Origin of the sequence: Hyphomicrobium sp., assembly GCF_019753045.1 — a bacterium.
GTDB lineage: Bacteria > Pseudomonadota > Alphaproteobacteria > Rhizobiales > Hyphomicrobiaceae > Hyphomicrobium_B.
The window spans coordinates 359,760-381,641 of record NZ_JAIELN010000002.1 but is presented as its reverse complement, the minus strand read 5'-3'; the positions used below and the strand labels follow the sequence as shown (position 1 = coordinate 381,641).

Genomic DNA, 21,882 nt, shown 5'->3' with positions numbered 1-21,882 from the left:
CGGGCCCGCGCAAGGCCCGACAGCACGTTGGTCTTGGACAGGCGTTGATCGCGAAGGCCGGCTAATGCGTTATTATTGCGCGATGCTACCGGTCACCAAGGATCCCTGGCGAGACTTGACCTCGGATAGCGAGATTTCGATTTCCGCATTTCGCGCGGCTGCGAATTCCGCTTCCCGCCGCGCCGTCTCGACTGCGGCCAATGACGCTGCGATCTCGGCATTGCGTTCGTCCGCGAATTTGGCGTCCTGATAGGCGGCCATAGCGGCGTCAATTTCACGATTGCGGTCGCTTTCGAACTCCGCTTGCTGAAGAGCCGCAACGCGAGCCATCGAGGCGTCGGCTTCGGCGTTTTGCCGACTTTCGAATTCGGCTTCCGCGACGTCCTGTGCTTCCCGAGCGCGCAGGTTTGCAACCGCGGCCAGGGATGCGTTGATCTCGTCGTTGCGTTCGCGCTCGAACTTCGCCTGAGCGTATGCAGCGGACGCCTTTTCAATTTCGGCGTTCTGGGCGAGTTCGAAGTCGGCAGCCTGTAGATCTTCGACGCGAGCAACCGAGGCGTCGATCTCGGCGTTGCGCTCACGCGCAAACGCTGCATCGGAGGGCGACGGCATAGCGTCTTCAGCGAAAGCGGAAATCCCCTCTGCGGGGAAAGCAAGTCCGGTCAGGACAATTGCAAGCATAATGCGCATGTATGACATTGGAGATGATCCTCGCTTGGCGATTTATTTGCGACTGTCTCAGCGCCGGCAGGATCGTATTTGAATCCACTATGTTTAAAATTGCGTGCATCGAATGCAATGAAAAACGCCTGATATATATGCTCATTTTTGGCATCAGGGCGATATATGGCGAATACTGATTGTGACGGTTTTATTTTGGCCCGTCACAATCTCTTTTATGACTTCCCCCGAATACTAGGAGGCAAGATGAGCTTCGAAAAATTTCGCTATTTCTGCGAACGCCTCGTCTGACTCAGGCAATGACGGGGTCAGATATTGGGCGTGGCTCTGGCCTTCAAAAACCTGAAGCTCCGCGACGACGCCGGCTTGGCGAAGCTTTCGATGCGTGCGTACGGTATCGCTCAGCAACAGGTCGCGCGTTCCCGATGTCAGGATCGCGGGTGGGAAACCACTGAAGTCGCCAAAGATCGGCGACAGCATCGGATCGCGCGGATCCTGCTGGCCCACGTAGATGGCGCTTGCCCCGGTTGCCCAGCTGCGTCGCGAGACCAAGGCGTTGTCGACAAACGCGTTGGCCATGATCGTATCTCCCGACCACGTGAGATCAGCTAGAGGACTTCCGGGTCCGATGGCGCCCGGAAGCGCAAGCCCTTCGGCTTTTGCCCGAAGCGTCGCGCACAAAGTCAGCGCTCCACCGACGGAGGTTCCGAAGATCGCCATCTTGCGAGGGTCGTATGCGGCCATCAACACGCGCCACACGTCCATGACGTCATCAAGCGCCGCGGGATAGGGAAAATCCGGCGCCATCCGGTAATCGATCGAGACGACTTTGAATTTGCCGTGGCCTGCCATCATCATGCCTTCACCGGCTCCTGCTTCGCCCGGAAAGAGGACGTAGCCGCCACCGTGAACGTGAACGAGAAGCCGTTCGCGATTCTGCGGCGCGATCTCTTTCGGCGTGATGACGAAGACAGGGACGCCTGCCATCGTTGTCTTCTCGACCGTCAGGCCGAAACGTTCGCGAATTGCCGCCACTGCCGGAGCCGCGCTTTCCGCGCTCTTCGCCGCAAGATCTTTCCAGGCTGCAGCATCCTCGGGGAGTGCGTTCCATTCGGGTGCATATGGAGCGGCGATGACGGCTTGCAGCTCCTTGCTGACAGTCGTCGGCACCGGCAAGCTGCGCGCCGGAAGCTGGCGAGGCTGGAGATTTCCAATCGGCGCTGCGTCTTCTGCTCGTTCGACCGCGGGTAGAGTTGCGGCTGCTAGCGAACTTCCAAGAAACATCCGGCGCGAGAGCGATAGCTGTTTGTTGATCGCGGCAAACGAGTGATCGCTCATGTGTTTTGCATTCTCCATCTTGGCGAGAGCGAAGGGATTCGTGCATTCGCCTCCCGCGTCAAGACTGATGTGCGTGAAGCGTCGACTTGATGGCAATCGTAGCGGTCAAAAGGTCGCTCGATGTTCTCATTTGGATGCAGGACAACTTCCTGCACCTGCAAGCTCGCGAGCTCTAAGCGACGGCGCGCAACTTTTTCAACTGCGCCGCCTGATCATGCGTAATGGGTTCGAAGCGGCCCTCGCCATCGTACAGATAGGCGAATTGATCGGCGGAAGCATGCCAAGTACCGAGTTCGAACAGATGGAACTTGTAGCGTTGATCTCCGATCGGCAGGACATCCACGTCGGGGCGTTGACGCGGGTCAGCGAGCCCGGCGATCGGAAGATAGATTGTCTTCGCCGACGAGCGCCAGCATCCGAGCCACGCAAACGAACTCACCGAGGTGGCGATGTGCGTTGCGCGCCCCAGAATTTCAAAATCAAAAACAGGCGACGCGCGCGGTGAGAATTCAGCCTCCGGATAGTGCCCGCGAAGCCTTCGGCAATATTCGTTGTCGTCGTGCGTTTGGCCGATGAATACCGGCCGCAGCCCCGTCTCATTGATCAGCTTATCGAAATAGGCAAAAGGCAGAGGCCAATAATTCTTATGCCTTCCCTCGAGGATATCTTCTGCGCGAATGTGAATGACGAGCGTATCGTCTCCATATCGCGGCGCTCTTATTTTCCTTCCGTTAAATAGCGGCTCAACCCACTCTCTATCGTAATACTCGATCCGAAAGGCGAAGCCGGACCATTCTATGCCCTGGTATCCGCTCTCGTGGAATTCGCGCACGATCGCGTCGATATCGAATTCATGACCGCCTTCGACCCGGAGCGTACGGTCCCGAGGTACGGTTGGATAGCCGGCCGGTATAGACCATTCAGGCATGCTACCGTTGAATGCCGCAGCGCCCGGTATGCGGCGAGCGAGGCCCGTACAGAACATATATTGGAGCATTTTGTTGCCGAGCCGTGCCTTCGGAAGCACGATGATCGGGATGGGACGTCTCTTCAGACCAAGAAAGGCCGACACATCCATGCATATTCCCCCGGGACGCGGGCGGAGCGTAACCCGGGCGAAGATTCAGTGTCCATTGCTCTGCATGCAGCCATTCACGTTCGGAGCGGCAGTGGGACAATTCTGTCCGATTGTAGAGGCCCACAATTTGGGGCCGACCACATAGGGAGGAAGCCGGGAGGGGCGAGCTGATTACTGAAGTGCCGCCCGCAATACGTCATCCGACGCCTGCGAGCCGGACGTCATGCCTTGCTCGTCGGCAACCGCTTTGAGCGCGCTCAGATCTTTCAAGCGCAGCCCATGGGGAGGAGCCGCTTCGATCAGTCCGCGCGCCTCAAGCTGCGTCAGCGCGATCGTCAACGCCTCGATGTCGAGGCCGAGAAAATCGGCGATGACACCGCAGTTCACCGTATCGTCGATGAACGTAGGATCGCCGCCTTCGGCGTGACTGCGTTGCGAGACAGCCGTCAAAAATGCCGCGAGGCGCACCATCGGCTGATTGCGCGAAGATCTCGCCAGGCTTTCGCGGCGGAAAACGAACTCGCGCTCCACGGCTTCGTCGAATCTCGCCTTGTTATGAGCGTCGCTGGCGATCAGCTTGTCGGTTGCATCGAGCCGAAAGCAGCGGACGACAGTCTTCACAGAAGCGCGCGCGCTGCAGGCATGCCGCTCCAAGAAGCCCATGCCCACGACATCCCCGGCAAGCGCGTATTCGACGATCTCCATCGTCCCGTCACGGCGGGTGCAAGAGATGCAAAGCGCGCCCGCTTCGACGCGATAAACGTTTGTCTTGAGATCGCCTGTTTCAAAAAGGAGTTCGTCGCGTGCGAGGGTGCGGATCTTGCCCGCCTCGCGATGGCGCCCAGGCACTCTTCGGACGAGGATTTTGCTGCCGGCATCACCGGATCCTGGTCGCAGCATACTCAAACTCCACACAACACAAACTCGAACGCCTCGATCGACACGGGGCGTAACTCGAAACGGACGTTAGCAGAAGGAATAGCGGCATCCGCCGAAGTACCGGCGTCGTGAACATCACGATGTAGAAAAGCGGCTAAACTCTGCCTCATTTCTTCAAATATGTCCAATTGTTTCAGGAACCCATCCGTTAACGCCCCTTCTCCGAGGAAGCTTCCGCCTCCCCAATCCGCTCAAACTTCTTGTGGCGCCAACGGGTTCCGAGGCGGACATAAGTCTAAGATCGCAGGGCTATGGCCTGAGGTCGCGCCAGGCCTGGGCTATGGCCCGATGGTCAACCCGTTCGCCGAAAAGGATCGTCCGGGCGGTGTTCAGGAGGATCAGCATATCGAGAGCGAACGACGCGTTCCTGATGTACCACAGGTCGAGCGCGGCCTTGTCTTCGACGGAGAGGTGGCGCCCGCCCTTTATCTGCGCCCAGCCCGTCAAGCCCGGCCGAAGCTGCAAGCGCGCCGCTGAAAACGACGGTTGATCAACTGGCAACAACGGCCGGGGTCCCACGAGCGACATATGTCCGAGCAGCACATTGTAAACCTGTGGCAGCTCGTCGAGCCGAAGGCGGCGAAGCAGAGCTCCGACCTTCGAGACACGCTCCGCATCGGTCAGCGCGCGTCCGTTCTGGTCACGTGCGCGTCCCATGGTGCGAAACTTCAGTATCCGTATCGGCCTCCCCAATGCGCCTGGCCGCTGCTGCCAGAATATCAGCGGATATCCGACATCCAGCATGACGATGATGCCGATGACCACCATCGAAGGCGCCAGACAAATTATGCCTATCAGCGCCAACGTCGCGTCGATCAGGCGCTTCCATCGCAAATACGAACTTGGCGCGAGATTGCCGCCGCCTGAGCCCGGGACCAGCGGGGTGTTGACCTGCGCCGATGAAACATCATCAACGGCCGCAGCCACGTTGGACGTCAGCTCGCCCAAACCATATTGCGCCGAGAGATGGTCTACGCGAATTCCGTGATTCGTTTCCAAATTGGCCAGCGACCTCTGCGAGGCTGCCGACAGCTGATCCAACGGCGTCGCAAGAACGATGCTGTCGATGCGTACACCGTGAACCGAAAGGTCATGAAAAACGTCCTCCACGGCTTCAGGGCGACCGAGGATCCTGCACGAGCGCAGCAGTCGGCCGTGATGCCGCTCGGCGTCGGATAAAATTCCGGCGACGTGAATACGCTCGTGTGCATTCTCGGCGGCGCAACGCAAGAAAAGATCGGCAATCGGGCTCAGACCGACGAGCAGAACGCTCTGCCGTCCATCACGAGCGAGCGCTCTCGCCAGCCGCGCGCGACGTCTCAGCGAGTGCCGCAGACGCATTGCTGCCCGCACTCCCACTAGCAGGCATAGGATGAGCAGTCCATGCATTACCGGCAATGAAAGGGGAATGGCCTGCACGCCATCGAAGGAAAAAACTGCCGCTGTCGCCAGCGCCACGATCCAAATAGCGACGACCAGGATCGGCAAGCAATCGTTCAGCGATGTGAACCGCCAAACGGTGCGATTCAATCCGAAAATCAATAGCGTAGGAACTGCAACGGCCAGCGTGAAAGCGAGATACGTTCCCACGAGGGCGGATGATGCCTGAGGGCTGCACAGAGCAATTGCCATCAGGGTCGAAATTGCAATCAACGCAACATCAACTGACAGCAAAACGAAACGGTGCATTCAGCGGCTCCGAGAGATGCGCGTCGCGTCGGTGGACCGCGCCGGCTAAGGACTAGTTCTTCTTGATTAGCCCAGCAAGTTCTACATCATGAGCAATTGTGGATAAGCGGTCGCCTCGCATGGCTCCACAGCACTCTTGAGTGCTAGTCCTTTCGCGCTATTTGCGGAGGTCACACATGAACTGCTTTGTTTCCGAACGCGGCTCCAATGCCATCTGGATTGCGGTCAGCACTCATCCGAACCGTGAGCGAACTGCGGCGTTCAATCTTCGAAATCAGGGATACGATGTTTATGTGCCGGTGATCCGAAAGCAAATTCGGCACGCCCGGCGCGTGAGCGATGTGCTTCGCCCTCTCTTTCCGGGCTACCTCTTCGTGTGTCTGGCTTCCACGCAAAGCCGATGGCGGCCCATCCTATCGACGGTCGGCGTGAGATCCGTCGTCTGCACGCGTGCCCGCGCTACATCTGCCGAAGCGGCTGATGAAAATCGTAGCGCGCCAGCTCTTCCGAACTCTGACGATAGTCGCGGTCTTCGGCGGCCTTTATGGTGTGACGACTGATGACCTGCGATAGCTCCTGGATGGTCCGCTTGCGCGCCGCGCCGGTTACGGCGAGCACGGTCAGAATTTCCTGGATCAATTGCTCCTCGACAGCTGCATCCTGCCGGTAAGCTTCAAGTACGGCCTCAAGTTCTGGTCGCATAAACTTCTCCTCGAATCGAGAGTATTAACCTTAATTAACTAGTCCTTTTGGAGAAATGCAACGCTTCGTCGTGCCGTGCATTGTGCGAAGGTGTGGAATGGATCTCGTACGTCGGTTTTTTGGAATCGTCGTAACGATCTGATAATTCTTAGATAGTACTTTATAACCACTTTGAATCTTGTTCAGAGCATGCAGGCCGCGACCGGATTGCTTCTGCCGTCATGTTTTGAGAGTTCGACGACTGGTTGGGGCGGGATGCCGCAAATGGCTTTGTCACGAAATTTCTTGCGCAGACGGGATCCGAGGCAGCGGGTCAGCTTTACTGCGATCCTCGAATGCCGGGGTGTTAGTCAGAGCGTGCGGGTCGTCGATTTTTCCGCGTCCGGTCTCCGCGTCGATGGAATCCAGGGTCTTGCGACCGGCGACCCCATTCAGATCTCTTTCTCTCCCGACATGGTCCTCGCCGGCGAGATCGCATGGTCCGTGTGGCACAAGGCGGGGATCAAGCTCCTTCCTGCCCTCGGGGAGACGGACCCGGCGTACGTCTTCCTCTGCGACCAGGCGGCTGCCATCGAGCAACTGCGCGTTCGGGCCATCGCGGCCATCGCCAAGGAGCGAGCGGGCAGCGCCGGTCATTCCGGCTCCGGATCGCTCTAAGCCTGCGCGCGCGGGCGACAGTCTCGCGCATGGTTCCCGGTCTAAATCTCAAAATGCGCTCGGCGGCTCCCCTTTTCGGCGAAATCTCCGTTTGAGTGTGTTTGCCCGGAGAACTCGATGGCGACGAAACAATGGCCTTCGCTGTCCGACCTGATCGATGACGGCGAGTCGCCTGCGGAAGGACTTCACGGCAACGTCGCGGCATTCGATGCCGCTGCGGCCTCGGCTACGGAACTGCTCCTAGAAGGGTTGCAGGTGGCGCGCAGCGGTGAACTCGATGCCGCCGCAGAGCTCTTCGCCAAGGCGATCGTGAAAGAGCCCGACACGGCCGAAGCGTACGAAGCGCTGGCGACGGTTCTCATCCCCATGGGCCAGCTCGAGTTCGCAGCGAGAGCCAAAGGAAAGGCCATCAGCCTCGGCTACAATTCCGCATCGTCGTGGGAGATGCTGGGCGATATATTCATCAACCTCGGCCAGTTCGACGAGGCTGCGGAAGCTTACACCACGGCACTCGGTCTCGAGCCGAACGCACTTGCACTGCACAGCAAGCTTCAGTCTGCCGTTTCGCAACAGTCGGCTCGTCTCAAGTCTGCGGCTACCTCGCCGCCAGCCGCTCAACCCGCTGCGTTGCCCGATGCGGATTTGTTTGGGCTGGAGTTTCTCAGCAACGACCTCATCCCTCCAGCGTGGCGCCAAGTCACCATCGTCACGATCACGCCGGAGGGCAATCCGCACTCGGCTGCGTTCGACGACCTCACGCTCTGCTTCGAGAGCGCATTCAGATCACTCGGCGTCGACGTTCAGCGCAAAACCAACGCGCTCGGAAACTCCGGCATCAATCTGCTGCTCGGCGCTCATCTCATCGACTCGCAGGAACTTGCTGACCGGATTCCGTCGAACACGGTGATCGTCAATCTCGAGCAGGTCACTGGATTCGATGTGCGCTCGCGGCCGGTCTATTTGAGCCTATTGAGCCGGCTAGCGGTCTGGGATTACAGCGTGCGCAACATCGAGGCTTTGCGCCGCCTTACGGGTAGCCGGTATGCCCGCCATTTCAGCATCGGCTACACGCCGGAGATGACGCGCAATCTGCCCCGAACTGAACAGAGCACCGACGTTCTCTTTTACGGCAGCCTCAATCCGCGCCGCCAAGCGGTTCTTGCGGGTCTCGTGGCGGCCGGACTCAACGTCAAGCATCTCTTCAGCGTTTACGGAGAGGCGCGTGACCGGGCGATTGCGGAAGCGAAAGTTGTTCTGAACGTGCACTTCTACGAAGACAGCATCCACGAGATCGTTCGGACCTCGTATCTTCTCGCGAACCGGAAGGCGGTCGTGTCGGAGTGCGGTCCTCGCACGGAGATCGACGAGGACATCAGAAGCGCAATGCTGGCGGTTCCCTATGACGATATCGTCAGGACCTGCGTGGCGCTCGTTCTCGACGAGCTGCGTCGCCGTGAACTGGAGCGGCGCGGGTTCGAGGTGTTCGCGACGCGCGATCAGGCTAGAATACTGCGCGAGACGATTGCCGCGACGGAAATGCCGAATTTCGGATAGTCGCGGCGTTCGGCGGTATTAAGCGGCGTTACGTAATTTGCCACTCAACGGCCTGAGCTTAGACCAGCGTCCATCAAGCTCGGCAATGTCGGCTTGATGCTGCGCGCCGAAACCGTTCTTGATGTCGAAGGAGTCGCGCCGGTCCGAAATCTGAAGCTTGCGCGCCTTGAATGCATTCGACCACGGACTGAAACCGTACCACCGGATCGATCCGAGTTCGCGGCTGCCGTTGCATTGGCGCGGCAAATGGGAATCGTGACGGCCGGGCGTATAGGCGCCGATCGTGTAGCGATGATAGAGCCTGCTTCGGGTCGGAAATGTCAGCCCCGGAATGGCGAGGGCGGCGAAGTCGATCTCGTCCTCCCAAATGCCCGTCGCCTTTTGCTCGACCAACGGCCGCAACGGATCGGGCGGGCTATTCGGGTCGGTATCGACCATCACGGCACCAGGCAGGCGCACACCGGTCAAGTCGTGCTGGGCGACCAAGCGCTCCATCTTCGCCAGGCCCGGAGCCATGAAAAATTCCGTGGTGTTGAGCACGAGCTTCCAGGCGTCAGGAAAGCGCTGCTCATGCTTCATCACTTCGAAATCGCACAGAAGCGCCGCGAACGTGGCGTTTTCGGAAGGCACGATTTCCCAATGGGGCACGAGTTCGCGGCAGATTGCAACGGAGTCATCCGTCGAATGATAATCGATCAGGACACCGTGATCGAAGATCTCGCGATGATGGCGGAGCCACCAGGGCAACAGATAAGCTTCGTTGAAGAAATGCGAGACGACGACCCGCTTGGGCATTGAGCCTCACCCGATCTCGAGAAGCTTCGGAAAATAGATGACGAACTTCGGTGACGCGCCGCCGCTGTGCCGCCTGATCTTTGCGATCAGCTCGTCGGCGAAGTTCCAGGCGCCGATCAGGAACGTCGTGTCGCCCGCGATGTCGGCCGCTTTACTGAACGGCTCGATCGCATGCGGCGTGCCGGGAATGGTCAGCCCGACCTTCAGGGATGCTTCGTCGAGATAGACGTCCGGATCAATGCCTGCAGCGCGAACGAACGTCAGGGCCTTCGCGGCGACGCCGACGAGCGCAATTTTGCGGCCCGCAGCTCGATGCTTCTTGACGATGGCGGCGGCGGCGCTCATCGCGGTCTTCGCACCGTCGGCGAATGTCGCGTACGCGCTCAAGACCTCGGAGCCTCTAAGATCGCGGGAAAGCGACGGTGGCGTCGGCGTCGGCCACGCGACGGAAAAAGGCTGGCCGCCATCAAAAGCAAACGGCGCGACGTCGTCTTCCGCTCGTCGTAGGAACGATAGCAGGCTCACGCCGTGCACCGAGGTGAGTTGCGAAGCTTCGACGCGCAGGCCGTTGTTTTCCGCTAAGCGCGCCATCGAAGCGACGGTGTAGAACGAGTAATGCTCGTGATAGACGGTATCGAACTCACCGTTGGCGATCATCAATGCCTGGCTGGTCTGGATGATCGCCACGCCGCCCGGCGCCAGGCATTCGCGCACGCCGCGCATGAACGTCGCCGGGTCCGGCGTGTGGGCTGCAACGTTCATCGCGACGATGATGTCGAACTGCCCCTCTGGCCGGGCGTCAGGGAAAAATCCGGTGACGACTTTCCTGCCGGCCGCAGCCGCGATCTTGTTGAGGTTTTCCGCCGGATCGACGCCGACAGCGTCGAAGCCTCGTGCTTCCAGGCACCCCAAGAGGCTGCCGTCATTCGAGGCGATTTCGAGAACGCGGGCGCCGGGCTTGCTGGCGCGTAGCAATGTGTCTGCGAACCACTCGAAGTAAGCCTTGAGCGTTCCGCTCGTACCGCTCGCATAGAGGTAATGCTTGAACAGCTTGGCCGGATCGACGAAGTGAGTCAGCTGGCCATGCGTGCAGGTGGGACAGATCGCGAAGCCCAGAGGAAAGGCTTCGTGCGGCTCGTCAGGCCCTGAGAGAAGAAGGTTGGCTGGCGGCTGGATGTCCAATTCGAGCAATGGCTTCGCTTCGCCGCCGCAAACGATGCACGTACGCTGTGGTTCGCAATCTGCGGTCATGATGCTGCTTGTAGCTCGGGGTGATAGGCCTCGCGGAACCGCTCGCAGCGTTCGGCGATGCTGATGGGTCGCGGCGCACCGCACAGCGATTGGATCTTTTGGCAGTTCATCTGGAAGGAGTAGGTGAGCGCGTTGCCGTGGTCGACGACCGGCACACCGTGGAACGCCGCGATACTGTCCGCGAGCTGGCCGATGCTGGCGTTGAGCGAGCCCGTATTCAGGATCGGCGGCAGATCATGGCGGAGTTCAATAATTCTCAAGACGTAATGCGCGAGGTCTTCGAGGAAAAGGATGTTGCGATAGGACCTGCGATTGCGCACCTGAACACAGCCGTCGCGCATCGCTGCGATGTTCATCGCGTTGAAGATCAGCTCCGGCCGCAGCAACGGACTCATTCCGCAGACCGTTCCGAGGCGCAGGCCCGTTATCCCGTTGGCGAAGCAACGGGCGAGCGCATCCATCGAGACCTTGGAGCAGTCATACGGGTTGACCGGGTCGAGCCTCGTCTCGGATTCGTCGAGCGAGGGCGGCGCGATGCCGTTCTCCGACATCATCACCGAATAAACGCTCGCGGTGCTGGCGTAGATCAAGCGCGAATTGAGCTGTTTGCGGCGCGCAAAATGGAGGAGATCCAAACAGTTGTTGGCGAGCGCGCCGTCCGGATCGCCGAGTGACATCGGAACGCTCGAATGTCCGGCAAACCAAAGGATGACCGAAAAATCCGCGAGATCCGCGATGGTCAGTTCCTGGTACCGGCAGCGCATTGCGTTTGGGACGCCTGCGAGGCGATCGACGTTCTGATCACAGACCGAGACGTCATGTCCGGCCTGAACCAGGGCCGGCAAAAGATAGGACCCCACGTAGCCATGCCCGACGAGAAGAATTTTCATGGCCGCCTCCGCGTCACGCGCGCACTGTGGCTGATCTGTTTCAGGTTCGGCTTGCGCGTGCCTTGTGGGGGTGGCCGGACTGATCAATTGGCTGGCGGCGTCTCTTTCTCGCGGTGCTTTACGGGCGGTGGGGTGCCTGTTCCAACCAGTTCCAGAAGCGCCAGTTCGGCTTGGCTGACGTAACGTTGCTTGTGTCGCAGAATGTGGAAGGACCGGCGCGGCAGGGGAAAATCCGGCGAAACCAGCCTGCCTGAAAGCAGCGCCGATTGGACGACCAGATTTGAAATGGCCGTCGCGCCGACACCCGCTTCGACGGCGGCGCACACGGCCTCATTCGACGGCAACTCGAGAGCAACGTCGAGATCGTCCAAGGTCAGCGACAATGCCTTGAGTGCTCGCTCGAACTCGGTCCTCGTTCCTGAACCCTGCTCCCGCAAAACCCACTTAATCGACATGAGATCGGAGCACTCAAGTTTGGGTTTCGCGGCAAGAGCGTGAGCGGGCCCCACGACAATGACCAGCCTGTCTCCTTCGATGCTGCGCACCGAGAGGTGAGCATCGTCAATGGCGCCTTCGATGAAGCCGATGTCGGCCGCACCGTCGTGGGTCGCAGCGGCGACTTGTTGCGTATTGCCTGCGCTGAGCTTCAGCTTGATATCAGGGTAACGCTGATGAAACGTCGCGAGAAAGGGCGGCAGCCAATAGTTGATGATGGTCTGGCTGGCGAAGATCGACAGCGTTCCGCGCTTCATCCCGGCCAGATCCTGCAGTGCCTTTTCAGCCGTCGCAGCGCGCGCGAGAACGCCGCGCGCTTCAGTGACGAATATGCGACCCGCGTCCGTTAACTCGATGCGGCGGCCGACACGATCGAACAGTTTCACCGCATAGCGCTCTTCGAGCGCGGCGATTGCCGAACTCGCTGCCGACTGCGTGATGTTGATCTCCTGGGCCGCTTGCGTCACATGCTGGCGCTCGGCGACGGCAACGAAGATGCGCAATTGCTCGAGGGTCATGTGGTCCTCTTCACATTCAAGCCGCGACTTTAATCAGAGCCAGGCTAAAGCCCGCAATGAATAGCGACGATACGAACCCGAGCAAAAGCGGCTTGAGGCCCTTGGCCCTCAGCTTCGCAACGTCGGTCTCGAGGCCCATTGCCGCCAGCGATATCGACAGCAGGAAGGTCGTTGACGGGACGATCACGGCCTTGGCTTCGGGTGGAATAACGACCAAACTGTTCAACGCAACAAGCGCGATGAACCCTAACAGAAACCATGGCATCGGCGCTTTTCGCGTGGCGGTCGCTGCCTCAGGCTGGTTCTCACGCCGCGCAGTGAAAAGGCCGAGGCCGATCACCATAGGCGCGAGCAGCATGACACGGCTGAGCTTGGCGATGGTTCCAAACTCTCCGGACGACTGGCCATCTTGAAACGAGGCCGCGACGACCTGGGCGATCTCGTGAATCGAGGCGCCGGCCCATAAACCAAACGCGTGCGGACCGAGGTGCAGCAGACCCGGCAGGAGCGGATAGGCAAACATCGCAATCGACCCAAAGATCGTTACGCAAGCAACCGCGTACGCAACATCTTCATCGTGGCCCCTGGTGACCGTGTTTGTGGCGATGATAGCGGAAGCACCGCAGATCGATGTTCCGGCCGCGATGAGCTGGGTGAGCTTGCGATCAACGCCAACCATGTGCCCTAGCCAGGTCGTAAATGCGAACGTCGCCAGCAACGTCGCGGCAATGATCGCAAGTCCGTGAGGGCCGACCTCGGCGACCTGCTGGGCCGTCAACTGAAAGCCAAGCAGGATGATCGCGAAGCGAAGGATGCGGCGAAGCGCGAACGCGACGCCGTCCTTGGCCTGCAGGGGCGTACCCACGATATTGTGAAAAGCCATGCCGATGACGATCGCGAGGATCATCGGGCTGAAGGTCGCGACGCCCGGGATTTCGCGAAGACCAAAGGCGAGACCAGCGATTGCCGTCGTTAGAGCGAGGCCCGGCCAGATATGCAGCGCTGATGTCGCGCGCACGTGGCGCTGGACGGGCGGACCGATCGGTTGGCCTAAATTCTTCTCTGTCGACGGGGGCGGCGTGAACTGCAATGCTTGCGGCACAAGTTTCTCCGACGAGACTATGCGGAAGCATGGCGTCCGTCGAAATGCAGTTCCAACGCAAAGTATTTCTCCGTTCAATCGATTTTACTTATCGATTGCTGCAATGCCGTGTTTTCGCGGGAGAATTGTGGGGGGTCGCGGGGGCGCTTCAGGCGTGCCGCCCGGCCGCGGTGCTGTTGCCCCCAGTGCAGCCTGCGCCGAGGCCACACGGAGCGTCGCCGCTGACTTCGAATTGAAGTGTCGCGTGACGGATCTCAAATTGATCGTGCAGCATTTTCGTCGCCATTTCGATGAAGGCGTCACCAGGGTGCCCGTTCGGCATGACGAGGTGGCAGGTCAACGCCGTTTCAGTCGTGCTCATGGGCCAGATGTGGAGATCGTGGATGCTCACGACGCCAGGGAGTTGCAGCAGCCGGTTCTGCACGTCCGCAGTGTTGATGTTGACGGGCACTCCGTGCATCGCGAGCCGCATGGAATCCTGCAGCAGTCCCCAGGTACTCCAGACGATCACTGCAGCGATGATGAGACTGACTATCGGGTCGACCCAGAACCATCCCGTCAGCAATACGGCGATACCAGCGAATACGACGCCGAGCGAGACGGCAGCGTCGGCCATCATGTGCAGATAGGCGCCGCGGATATTGACGTCGCGTTCGCCACCCGACGCAAACAGCCAAGCGGTGAAGCCGTTGACCAGGACACCAGCGAACGCCACGACGATCATCATGCCGCCGGCGACGGGCGCGGGTTCGATCAGCCGCTGCACGGCTTCCAGCACGATAGCGCCGACAGCCACGAGAAGCAGAACCGCGTTGGCGAGCGCGGCCAAGATCGTCGAAGATCCGAAGCCGTAGGTGAAGCGCGGCGTCGGACGGCGCTTCGCGAGCGCGCTCGCGCCCCAGGCCATCAGCAGACCTAAAACGTCACCGAAGTTGTGACCCGCGTCGGCGACGAGGGCCATCGAGTTGGCGAGAAAACCGGCTACGACCTAGATGACGACAAAGCCAATGTTGAGAGCCGTACCCAGCGCGAACGCGAAGCCAAAATCCTTCGGCCCATGGCTGTGACCGTGCGACCCGATCCCGTGATTATGGCCGGTGTGATCGTGCCCGGCATCGTGCTCGTTATGTGACTCCGACACCTCCGTCATGATCCACCGTTCGCGAGAGGAAAATTATAGGTCAACGTAACGCCAGCGCCGCCCGATAAAATGGGAAGTACGGCTGACAACCCAATCGCAGAACGCCAGGGGCCCATATCCGATCCAATCGCTCGGGTCTACTAGCGTTTATCGATGCCGCTTATGCGCTCGAGAAGTCGCGGACGATGGGGGCCGGGCGCGGGGCTATCCGCGTTCTTGTCGGCTTCAGCGGCGGGCAACGGCGGAGGCCAGTCGACTCTCTCGGGAACTGCGTCAGCAGGTCCGCCGCCAGCATTGCCGTTCAAGGCGCGCAGGTATGATCCTTGGCGCTGGTCGGGGCGCTGGTCGGGCGTTTCCGCACTGTCGCCGTTCGGTCGCGGTTCGCGAGGCGTTGAGATGCGCTCGGCGAGCGACGGCCTTGCCGGGTTTGCCCGATCGGATGGCGTTTCGACAACCGGCTCGGGAGTTATCCGGCGCAGCTCTTCGTGGAAGCGGAGGGCCTGACGCGACAGGCGCTCTTGTCCGGCGGCGATCTCGGCGCGAAGTTCCGTAATGACTCGGCGCTGGTTTTCGAGCTCGGCCTGCAGAGCGCTGAAGTCGGCCTTCTCCATCATGCCGGGGGCCGGCGCATCCTTCTCTTCGTAGACCTTAAGCGCGGCCCTGAGCTTCGCCATTTCGGTCGACTTGGTATCAACGGCTGCTTGAAGATCGGCAACGCGATCCTCGAGCGCCATCCGCTCAGCGTCGTCGCCGCCGATGCTCGACTTCAGCGTGCTCAGCTCGGCTTCCGCCTTGGCGAGCGCGAGCAGAAGCCTCTTGATTTCTGCATTCTGCTCATCGCGATCGGGAGATGTTTGAGCGACGGCGGCAGCACCTTTCAAGCGTTCAATCAGCGCTGCCTGTTCGCGCGTCTTCTCGCGCATCGCCTCGAGCTCCGTGCGAAGAGCGACGTTGCTATCGGCACTCGCGCCTGCGGCGGCGCCACGATTGCGAATGGCTCGCGTGTCGAGCGTCGTACGTAGTTGCGCAAGCTCTCTCTCGCGCTGCTTGTTGAGTTGCGTTGCCTCCTCGAGCGCGGCGGCCTGCTTAGCGCTCGTTGCAGACAACGTCTTGATTTCACGGTCGCGCGTCGCGAGCAGCTTTCGCGTCTCGGCGAGACGCTGCTCGACCTTCGGGAGCCTATCGAGGATCGCCTGTTCGAGAACGCGACGGGCATTTTCGTGCTCTTCGACGCTCATCTTCTGGTCGGCGATCGCTTCGGACAATTCCTGTATCTTCGCATCGCGCCGATTGACCTCGACCCGCTGGCGGGCAGCCGAAAGGCCGGCTTCATCGAGCTTCGATTCGAGGCGGTGCAGTTCCATCGCGAAGTCAGCGCGCAAGCGGTCCTTGTCGGCGCGAATTTCCGCTTCAGTGAGCGGCAGTGTCCGCTTCAGTGCTTCGGAGGTGAAGCGTTCGACGCGGCGGCGGTACGCAGGCAAAAGCACAACCACGATCAGGGCCGCGATCAGAAAGCCCAACATCACGAGCATCGCGGCGGAAAGGGTTATCAAGAAAACTCGCCCTGCAATGAAAAGCTTCGCGGCCCCCGCCGACGGCAACGTTCCCAGACCGGCAGAGAAACCCCCTTTTGGGCTTCACCGCAACATCGAACCGGCACTGAGCCGACCACCGGCATCAGAAGGGGTTCCAGGTCGGACTCCTTGTATACTTCAAATAACCCACGTTGGCACCCAGTCGGAGGCCTACCCCCGCCCTAATTGGCGCTAACGAGACATGGCCTGACTTCTGAAACTGCACGCTGACGCCGCCTACGAGATAAGCCGAGCCCTCAACGCCACCGAATCGATCAAAAATGTCGTTCGGATCGCGGAGGTTGTAGACGAGCGTCATGACTTTAGATCCGTCGGCGCCGAAATCATAACCGACCGAGGGGCCTTGCCAGTAGACCCTAAAGGAGCCGGCATCCTTCGTGTAGAGAGTTCCCTCTCCGTAGGCCAGACCCGCGACGAAGGCTCCGGCTGCGTCCTGTCCCAGAATGTAACCATTGGGCCGACCAGCCTTCTGGAAAGCCCATTCGATGGCAGACGCCAGTCCGCCGCTGACTTTCCCGAAGAAACTGTTCCCTGCGCGGATAATTTCATCTTCCGAGTACGAACTTCTCTCGGACGCTCCCGGGGGCGGGCCGGAATCATAATAGCGGTCATCCCTGCCTGCGTTTTGAGGTGGCGGAGCGTAGGGAGCGCCGTAGCCGCCCGGATCGCCTCCCTGGTCGCCACCCTGATTACGGGGGCCGTTGTAGGGGCCATAGGGATCGCCGCCTGCAGCGCCTCGCGGCGGAGGGGCGTAGCTATTGTCAGGGGGCGGCGGAGATGAGCGGTACGTGTCGACGCCGCTTTGGCCGGTGTAGGTATCCGCCGGCGGTCTATAGGCGTCGTCTTGCGCCCCGGCGCTCGAGCCTCCGACGATCATGCACGCCATCAGACCGAAGATCGATGCACACGCCGCATTCCTGGCGGCACATTTAGATCGCGCTATTCTTTCGAAGCCGCGGCGCCGCATCGGCGTGACCCCTCACTTGTTCTTTTTCGCAACACGTTTTTTGGCAGGACCGAGCGGTGACAAGATCTGGCCCGGTTCGCACGCGATGCGTGCCCCTCCCGAAGACCGAGCGTGCGCCCGAATCCTATTCTACAGATTCGCCGCTATGTGTTGCTAAAGTATGGCCGCTTCGCGTTGCTTATGCCCTCGGCGCGGACAATTCGGACTCGCCACCGCGCCACAGCGGCTGGCGTCCCCAGGCGATGAAATAGGGGTTACGGTAGCCTCGTTCGAAATGCCCGTACGTCAGTAGCGATCCGTCCAATTTCGTAACCGATCCTCCGGCGCCTTCGAGTATGGCTTGGCCGGCGGCGGTATCCCATTCGTATGTTTCGCCAAACCGCGCGTAGAGGTCGCCTTCGGCAGCGGCGATGAGGCAGAACTTCATCGACGATCCGAGCGGTCTCGTGTCCTGAACCTTGAGCGTTGCCAGGAGCCCGGCGCTCGCACTTCCAACGCCCCGGCTATTGAACGCCACGAGTGTGGCCGGATCGGGAGTTCGTGTGACGAGGCGTTTGAACTGCATTACTGCAAACGGGACTTCGTCTTTCTGGGAAAGCCGAGCTTCGTAAGCAAAGCCATCCGACCTCGTCACGAACAGACGCTCCGACGGGGGCAGATAGATCAAACCAAACCGCGTCCTACCGTCCTCGACGAAACCGATGTTGATCGAAAACTCCGGCTTGCCGCGTATGAAAAGCCGCGTTCCGTCGAGCGCGTCGACGAGGAAAAATCGCTTCGCGTATTCGCATGCGGCGCCAGCAGCGATCCGCTCTTCCGCGACGACGGGCACACCCGGCGCAACGGCCGCCAGCCCTGCCAGCAGAATGTCCTCAGCTTCACGATCGGCAGCCGTTACGGGCGACCTGTCGGCCTTTTGCTCGAACTTCACGCCGTTCGTGAAATGCGCCATCTCGAGGCGCCCCGCCTCACGGACAGCCGGAAGCAAGGCCGCGATCAGTGCATCGTGATCGTTGACGTCGATTGGCGACATCTTGAAGCTAACCCCGTTCGAATCAGTTGGCGCGGACCGAGCCCGCGATTACGAATACGCTTTACCGCGCCGCAGTTCTTACCGTGGCGCGTAAGACCCATGTCTTCCATGAAAATCCGGGCCTGGACGGCCCACCGGCCGCGAGACTTGGCAACCGTCGTTCGGCGCATGTATCAGAGCATGGGGCATTATCGCAAGCCGCCTCCGCCGGTTCGCGTCGCGCTGTCGCGCTTGAGCTGCTGCACGCTCTCGATCGAGAGAATCTCAGAAAAGGGTCACTAATGAACCAGCGCGTTCCGCCGACCGATCTCGAACTCGCGGCAATGATCTCGAGCAAGATCTGTCACGACATCATCAATCCGGTCGGCGCGATCTTCAACGGACTGGAAATCCTCGACGAGGAGGACGACGAACAAGCGAAGAGCTATGCGCTGAACGTCATCCGGAACGTCACGGAACAGGCGTCCGCGCGATTGGAATTTGCCCGTTTTGCATTCGGCGCCGCCGGATCGGCCGGGAGCATGATCGACCTGACGACCGCCGAGAAAATTTCTCGCGGCTTCGTCGCCATCACGCAGGGCAAGCACAAGCTGACATGGCGTGGCGCGCCGGGTCTCGTCGCCAAAGACAAGGTGAAGCTTCTTCTCAACCTCATCGCTTCCGCGGTCACGGCGTTGCCGCGCGGCGGAGAGATCGACGTTTCCATCGGCGGCTCATTCGAGCAGCCGACGTTCCTCATCAGGTGCAAGGGCACGGCCGCACGGCCGCCTCAGTATCTGACCGATTTCGTTGCAGGCAAGCCGCTGGCGCTCGATGCCATCACGATCCAGGCGTACTACACGTGGCGCATCGCGCCCTCGGCTGGGATGAGGCTGGAAATTCTGAAGGATGGCGCGGACATTCTTCTCGTCGCGAAACCGGCAAGCTGAGGCTGACCAGAAGGGCCCGAGCGAGAAGCGATCGGACTCATCCGATCGCGGTTGCCTTTCCGCCATACATCTTAAGAGCGCGTTAGTATTTTACGTGCACTTTTCAGAACATCGTTTGCTCTGGTCGCCTTGCTGTCGGTTGGTGCAGCACTCTGCTTGCGAGACGCCCTCGATATGCTTCACTGCTTCATCATCGATGATTCCGAGATCGTCCGGAAATACACCCGGCTCATTTTCGAGAGCTTAGGCTTTCGTGTGAGCGAGGCGGACAGCCCGATCGCCGCGATTGAGCGGCTAGGCTCGGAAGCGCCCGATTATATCCTGCTCGATTGGCGAATGCCGGGCTCGAACAGCATCGAGTTCCTTGGGAAACTACGCGCGCTGCAGCTGAGCGTTCGGCCCTACATCATTTATCTGGTCACCGAAAATGATCCGCTCGAGATTCAGCGAGCGCTCACACACGGCGCCGATAATTTCCTGCTGAAGCCGTACAACCGGCAGATCGTCGAAATGAAGCTGCAGGAAATTCGAACCGCCGCTTGATCAAACGGCGGTTCGCGAAACAAGCCCGAACTTCAACTAGCCCTTGACTTTACTGAGCTCCTTCGCCGTCCGTTGGCGGCAGCGGAGTCGGATAACCTGCGTCGTCGGCGTTCGCGGGAGCTGCAGCCGGGGCATCGGCCGGCGCCTTCTGCGCTTTGTGCTTAGCGGGCTTCGCCGGAACGTCGGGCAGCGATCCCGTCTCGACCTTCGAGACGTTGTGGATCGGCTTGACGACTGGGTCAGACGACGCAGTGTCAGCGGTGGCTGCGCTTGCGTCGTGTGCCGGCGCTGCAGCTTCCTTCTTCTCCTCAGGCTTCTTCGCCTTGTGAGCGAGGACAGACTTCGGATCCGGCACCGACTCAGCGGCCGTCTTGTGGGCCGGAGCAGCACTGTCGGCGTGGGCCGTTGCTTCCTTCGTTACGCTCTTTTTCGCCGGTTTCGTTTCGGCCGGCGTGACGTCGGAAGCGGTTTTCTTCGCGGGCTCAGCAGCGACGTCGTCGGCTGAGGATTGTTCGGAACCGGGAAGCGACGAGCCGCCCCAGCACACCGTCGCTTCCGCGGTGCAGGTGTGCTCATCGAAGACGATGAAATTCAGAAACAGCTCGCACGACACGGTCTTCTTGCCGGTACGGAAATCGCTGACGCCGCGCTCGGTCATTTTCGATTGAATGAGCTTGTCGAGCAGTTCTTTGGCGTCTTTGGTCGGGCCGTCTTTGCCGTAATCGTTGACGGTGAAGCCGTAACGCTTGCACTCCGCATTTGCCGAAACGGTTGTTGCTACGGCGAAGGTCGCGGCCAATGCGAATGCGGAAACGAGTTTGACCGAGAAGCGCATAACTTTAGTTCTCCCTCAAAGCCCCACCCTGAGATCAGGCTGCCTTTCTATTGTCAGCACAATGGCAAGACGAGGGCGAGTGGCGCATCGGCACCAGTTGACAGGTTTGTCGCCAGGAGAAGGAAAAACCCACAGCATCCCGGCCGCCGATGTGACCTGGCGGCCATTATGCTCAGCAATCCCAATGGACTATTGGCTCAGTGCATGTAGGGCGAGTTGCCGCCCCAGATGCTGCCCACGCCCGAGTCGAAGAAGAAGCCGTTGTCGAACGGGCCAGCTATCGTCTGCTCGCGGAATGACGGCGGCCCGGGCGGGCGCTTCCTGTTGCGGTTGGTGCCGTAGGTGTTGATGGAGTCTGCCTTGCCGTAGGAGTAGCCGCCGCGCTTGTGGCGAATTGCATATCCATCCGACGAAGACTGGCCATCCGCAGCGATCGCGGGAGCGGCTATGCCGAAAAGCCAAGCACTGGCGAAGATGGCCGAAAGAATCCTGATTTTCATCGCTGTAGCCTCTCTGCACCGTTCACGTGTCGAGCAGTTCTATAACCCATAGATACTGAAATTATCATTGCGCGCGTTGAAGAAATGGTCACGCGCCACAATTGGCGCAAGGCTGTAACTTCTTGACAACTGATCTGCGGGTTTGGTGGCCTCTCCAAAGCGAAGCTTGGCGATTTATTCGCCGGGTGTGGTACGATTCCCACTGTGGGAGCGCTAAACGGCGCGCGGCATCTCCGATGCGGAAAGTCCGCACGGCTCAAGCCGTTGTCCCACTGGCCTCGTGGAGACGGCGCATGGAATATCTTCCACTGATCATTCAGCTCATCAGCGGTGCTCTCGGCGGTAACGCCGCCGGCGCTCTGTTGAAGAACCTGAGCCTCGGGACGCTCGGCAACGCCATTGCAGGTATAGTCGGCGGCGGCATCGGTGGCCAAATTCTCGAACAAGTATTCAATACGGCCGTCGCTGGTGGCGCCATGGATCCGGCTTCCATCATCACCCAAATTCTGGGATCCGGTGTCAGCGGCGGCATTCTGACTGCGATTGTCGGCGCCATTCGCAACGCCATGGCGAAGTAGCGTTCCTTCCAGAAAAAAACTCGCCGGCACAGCGGCCGGCGAGTCGTTATTTTTCAAGGGCTCGTCTCAGAA

General features: G+C 60.1%; 22 protein-coding genes and 1 pseudogene. 6 read left to right on the top strand and 17 right to left on the bottom strand.

Translation table 11 applies throughout. The features are described from left to right. Window positions 1-72 precede the first annotated feature (72 nt). The 5 genes from K2Q04_RS02245 to K2Q04_RS02225 all read right to left on the bottom strand — a co-directional run bounded on the left by K2Q04_RS02245 (window position 73) and on the right by K2Q04_RS02225 (window position 5,725). The gene (locus K2Q04_RS02245) at window positions 73-699 is read right to left on the bottom strand and encodes a hypothetical protein (protein WP_291158655.1); all 627 of its coding nucleotides are present in this window, start codon (window positions 697-699) and stop codon (window positions 73-75) included. 216 nt (window positions 700-915) lie between these two features. Next, on the bottom strand, window positions 916-2,019 hold the full coding sequence (locus K2Q04_RS02240) for an alpha/beta hydrolase (protein ID WP_291158652.1): 1,104 nt from the start codon (window positions 2,017-2,019) through the stop codon (window positions 916-918). Between the two features lie 172 nt (window positions 2,020-2,191). Further along, on the bottom strand, window positions 2,192-3,097 hold the full coding sequence (locus K2Q04_RS02235) for a hypothetical protein (protein WP_291158650.1): 906 nt from the start codon (window positions 3,095-3,097) through the stop codon (window positions 2,192-2,194). Between the two features lie 171 nt (window positions 3,098-3,268). Beyond that, the gene (locus K2Q04_RS02230) at window positions 3,269-3,997 is read right to left on the bottom strand and encodes a Crp/Fnr family transcriptional regulator (protein ID WP_291158648.1); all 729 of its coding nucleotides are present in this window, start codon (window positions 3,995-3,997) and stop codon (window positions 3,269-3,271) included. Window positions 3,998-4,285: 288 nt separating this feature from the next. Continuing rightward, window positions 4,286-5,725, bottom strand: coding sequence for a sugar transferase (locus K2Q04_RS02225; protein WP_291158646.1), 1,440 nt, complete (start codon window positions 5,723-5,725; stop codon window positions 4,286-4,288). A 176-nt stretch (window positions 5,726-5,901) separates the two neighbouring features. On the opposite strand from K2Q04_RS02225, the gene K2Q04_RS02220 reads away from it, so the two are divergent. After that, complete coding sequence (locus K2Q04_RS02220) at window positions 5,902-6,285, top strand: transcription termination/antitermination NusG family protein (RefSeq protein WP_291158644.1); 384 nt, start codon at window positions 5,902-5,904, stop codon at window positions 6,283-6,285. Here the strand turns inward: K2Q04_RS02220 and K2Q04_RS02215 are convergent. After that, entirely contained in the window at window positions 6,185-6,427 is a 243-nt protein-coding gene (locus K2Q04_RS02215) for a hypothetical protein (RefSeq protein WP_291158643.1), read from the bottom strand. The two genes, K2Q04_RS02220 and K2Q04_RS02215, sit on opposite strands and share 101 nt — an antisense overlap. Window positions 6,428-6,616: 189 nt before the next feature. Here K2Q04_RS02215 and K2Q04_RS02210 point away from each other — a divergent pair, with 189 nt between their 5' ends. Both K2Q04_RS02210 and K2Q04_RS02205 read left to right on the top strand, forming a co-directional pair. Further along, window positions 6,617-7,084: a PilZ domain-containing protein gene (locus K2Q04_RS02210; RefSeq protein WP_366935732.1), complete on the top strand. Its 468-nt coding sequence runs from the start codon at window positions 6,617-6,619 to the stop codon at window positions 7,082-7,084. 117 nt (window positions 7,085-7,201) lie between these two features. Further along, the gene (locus tag K2Q04_RS02205; RefSeq protein ID WP_291158636.1) at window positions 7,202-8,638 is read left to right on the top strand and encodes a tetratricopeptide repeat protein; all 1,437 of its coding nucleotides are present in this window, start codon (window positions 7,202-7,204) and stop codon (window positions 8,636-8,638) included. A gap of 18 nt (window positions 8,639-8,656) precedes the next feature. Here K2Q04_RS02205 and K2Q04_RS02200 read toward each other — a convergent pair whose 3' ends face one another. The 9 genes and pseudogenes from K2Q04_RS02200 to K2Q04_RS02160 all read right to left on the bottom strand — a co-directional run bounded on the left by K2Q04_RS02200 (window position 8,657) and on the right by K2Q04_RS02160 (window position 18,425). Further along, entirely contained in the window at window positions 8,657-9,433 is a 777-nt protein-coding gene (locus tag K2Q04_RS02200) for a glycosyltransferase family 2 protein (RefSeq protein WP_291158634.1), read from the bottom strand. 6 nt (window positions 9,434-9,439) lie between these two features. Then, the gene (locus tag K2Q04_RS02195) at window positions 9,440-10,684 is read right to left on the bottom strand and encodes a class I SAM-dependent methyltransferase (RefSeq protein WP_291158631.1); all 1,245 of its coding nucleotides are present in this window, start codon (window positions 10,682-10,684) and stop codon (window positions 9,440-9,442) included. After that, a complete protein-coding gene (locus K2Q04_RS02190; RefSeq protein ID WP_291158628.1) occupies window positions 10,681-11,574 on the bottom strand; it encodes an NAD(P)-dependent oxidoreductase in 894 nt (297 codons plus the stop codon). Before K2Q04_RS02190 ends, K2Q04_RS02195 begins: the two co-directional genes overlap by 4 nt. Before the next feature lie 83 nt (window positions 11,575-11,657). Further along, window positions 11,658-12,587, bottom strand: coding sequence for a LysR substrate-binding domain-containing protein (locus K2Q04_RS02185; protein WP_291158624.1), 930 nt, complete (start codon window positions 12,585-12,587; stop codon window positions 11,658-11,660). A 16-nt stretch (window positions 12,588-12,603) separates the two neighbouring features. Continuing rightward, complete coding sequence (locus K2Q04_RS02180; protein WP_291159112.1) at window positions 12,604-13,629, bottom strand: YeiH family protein; 1,026 nt, start codon at window positions 13,627-13,629, stop codon at window positions 12,604-12,606. Window positions 13,630-13,837: 208 nt separating this feature from the next. Further along, a pseudogene (locus tag K2Q04_RS02175) lies at window positions 13,838-14,839 on the bottom strand (cation diffusion facilitator family transporter). A gap of 131 nt (window positions 14,840-14,970) precedes the next feature. Then, window positions 14,971-16,383, bottom strand: coding sequence for a hypothetical protein (locus K2Q04_RS02170; protein ID WP_291158619.1), 1,413 nt, complete (start codon window positions 16,381-16,383; stop codon window positions 14,971-14,973). A gap of 124 nt (window positions 16,384-16,507) precedes the next feature. Further along, complete coding sequence (locus tag K2Q04_RS02165; RefSeq protein ID WP_291158613.1) at window positions 16,508-17,311, bottom strand: DUF1134 domain-containing protein; 804 nt, start codon at window positions 17,309-17,311, stop codon at window positions 16,508-16,510. A 259-nt stretch (window positions 17,312-17,570) separates the two neighbouring features. Continuing rightward, entirely contained in the window at window positions 17,571-18,425 is an 855-nt protein-coding gene (locus tag K2Q04_RS02160) for a 3'(2'),5'-bisphosphate nucleotidase CysQ (protein ID WP_291158609.1), read from the bottom strand. Between the two features lie 281 nt (window positions 18,426-18,706). Here K2Q04_RS02160 and K2Q04_RS02155 point away from each other — a divergent pair, with 281 nt between their 5' ends. Further along, window positions 18,707-19,354: a histidine phosphotransferase family protein gene (locus K2Q04_RS02155; protein ID WP_092867887.1), complete on the top strand. Its 648-nt coding sequence runs from the start codon at window positions 18,707-18,709 to the stop codon at window positions 19,352-19,354. Window positions 19,355-19,528: 174 nt separating this feature from the next. Further along, on the top strand, window positions 19,529-19,897 hold the full coding sequence (locus tag K2Q04_RS02150; protein ID WP_092867888.1) for a response regulator: 369 nt from the start codon (window positions 19,529-19,531) through the stop codon (window positions 19,895-19,897). 49 nt (window positions 19,898-19,946) lie between these two features. Here K2Q04_RS02150 and K2Q04_RS02145 read toward each other — a convergent pair whose 3' ends face one another. Further along, window positions 19,947-20,732 carry a hypothetical protein gene (locus tag K2Q04_RS02145; protein ID WP_291158599.1) on the bottom strand — a complete coding sequence of 262 codons (786 nt, stop codon included), beginning with the start codon at window positions 20,730-20,732 and terminating at the stop codon, window positions 19,947-19,949. Between the two features lie 197 nt (window positions 20,733-20,929). Further along, the gene (locus K2Q04_RS02140) at window positions 20,930-21,232 is read right to left on the bottom strand and encodes a hypothetical protein (protein ID WP_291158595.1); all 303 of its coding nucleotides are present in this window, start codon (window positions 21,230-21,232) and stop codon (window positions 20,930-20,932) included. 293 nt (window positions 21,233-21,525) lie between these two features. On the opposite strand from K2Q04_RS02140, the gene K2Q04_RS02135 reads away from it, so the two are divergent. Next, window positions 21,526-21,810, top strand: a complete 285-nt coding sequence (locus K2Q04_RS02135; protein WP_291158590.1) for a hypothetical protein — start codon at window positions 21,526-21,528, stop codon at window positions 21,808-21,810. The last annotated feature ends 72 nt before the right edge of the window (window positions 21,811-21,882 follow it).

What these genes read in the sequence shown, in the direction of transcription:
- K2Q04_RS02245 (WP_291158655.1), bottom strand. Translation starts at nt 699, where the DNA reads ATGTCATACATGCGCATTATGCTTGCAATTGTCCTGACCGGACTTGCT.
- K2Q04_RS02240 (WP_291158652.1), bottom strand. Translation starts at nt 2,019, where the DNA reads ATGAGCGATCACTCGTTTGCCGCGATCAACAAACAGCTATCGCTCTCG.
- K2Q04_RS02235 (WP_291158650.1), bottom strand. Translation starts at nt 3,097, where the DNA reads ATGGATGTGTCGGCCTTTCTTGGTCTGAAGAGACGTCCCATCCCGATC.
- K2Q04_RS02230 (WP_291158648.1), bottom strand. Translation starts at nt 3,997, where the DNA reads ATGCTGCGACCAGGATCCGGTGATGCCGGCAGCAAAATCCTCGTCCGA.
- K2Q04_RS02225 (WP_291158646.1), bottom strand. Translation starts at nt 5,725, where the DNA reads ATGCACCGTTTCGTTTTGCTGTCAGTTGATGTTGCGTTGATTGCAATT.
- K2Q04_RS02220 (WP_291158644.1), top strand. Translation starts at nt 5,902, where the DNA reads ATGAACTGCTTTGTTTCCGAACGCGGCTCCAATGCCATCTGGATTGCG.
- K2Q04_RS02215 (WP_291158643.1), bottom strand. Translation starts at nt 6,427, where the DNA reads ATGCGACCAGAACTTGAGGCCGTACTTGAAGCTTACCGGCAGGATGCA.
- K2Q04_RS02210 (WP_366935732.1), top strand. Translation starts at nt 6,617, where the DNA reads ATGCAGGCCGCGACCGGATTGCTTCTGCCGTCATGTTTTGAGAGTTCG.
- K2Q04_RS02205 (WP_291158636.1), top strand. Translation starts at nt 7,202, where the DNA reads ATGGCGACGAAACAATGGCCTTCGCTGTCCGACCTGATCGATGACGGC.
- K2Q04_RS02200 (WP_291158634.1), bottom strand. Translation starts at nt 9,433, where the DNA reads ATGCCCAAGCGGGTCGTCGTCTCGCATTTCTTCAACGAAGCTTATCTG.
- K2Q04_RS02195 (WP_291158631.1), bottom strand. Translation starts at nt 10,684, where the DNA reads ATGACCGCAGATTGCGAACCACAGCGTACGTGCATCGTTTGCGGCGGC.
- K2Q04_RS02190 (WP_291158628.1), bottom strand. Translation starts at nt 11,574, where the DNA reads ATGAAAATTCTTCTCGTCGGGCATGGCTACGTGGGGTCCTATCTTTTG.
- K2Q04_RS02185 (WP_291158624.1), bottom strand. Translation starts at nt 12,587, where the DNA reads ATGACCCTCGAGCAATTGCGCATCTTCGTTGCCGTCGCCGAGCGCCAG.
- K2Q04_RS02165 (WP_291158613.1), bottom strand. Translation starts at nt 17,311, where the DNA reads ATGGCGTGCATGATCGTCGGAGGCTCGAGCGCCGGGGCGCAAGACGAC.
- K2Q04_RS02160 (WP_291158609.1), bottom strand. Translation starts at nt 18,425, where the DNA reads ATGTCGCCAATCGACGTCAACGATCACGATGCACTGATCGCGGCCTTG.
- K2Q04_RS02155 (WP_092867887.1), top strand. Translation starts at nt 18,707, where the DNA reads ATGAACCAGCGCGTTCCGCCGACCGATCTCGAACTCGCGGCAATGATC.
- K2Q04_RS02150 (WP_092867888.1), top strand. Translation starts at nt 19,529, where the DNA reads ATGCTTCACTGCTTCATCATCGATGATTCCGAGATCGTCCGGAAATAC.
- K2Q04_RS02145 (WP_291158599.1), bottom strand. Translation starts at nt 20,732, where the DNA reads ATGCGCTTCTCGGTCAAACTCGTTTCCGCATTCGCATTGGCCGCGACC.
- K2Q04_RS02140 (WP_291158595.1), bottom strand. Translation starts at nt 21,232, where the DNA reads ATGAAAATCAGGATTCTTTCGGCCATCTTCGCCAGTGCTTGGCTTTTC.
- K2Q04_RS02135 (WP_291158590.1), top strand. Translation starts at nt 21,526, where the DNA reads ATGGAATATCTTCCACTGATCATTCAGCTCATCAGCGGTGCTCTCGGC.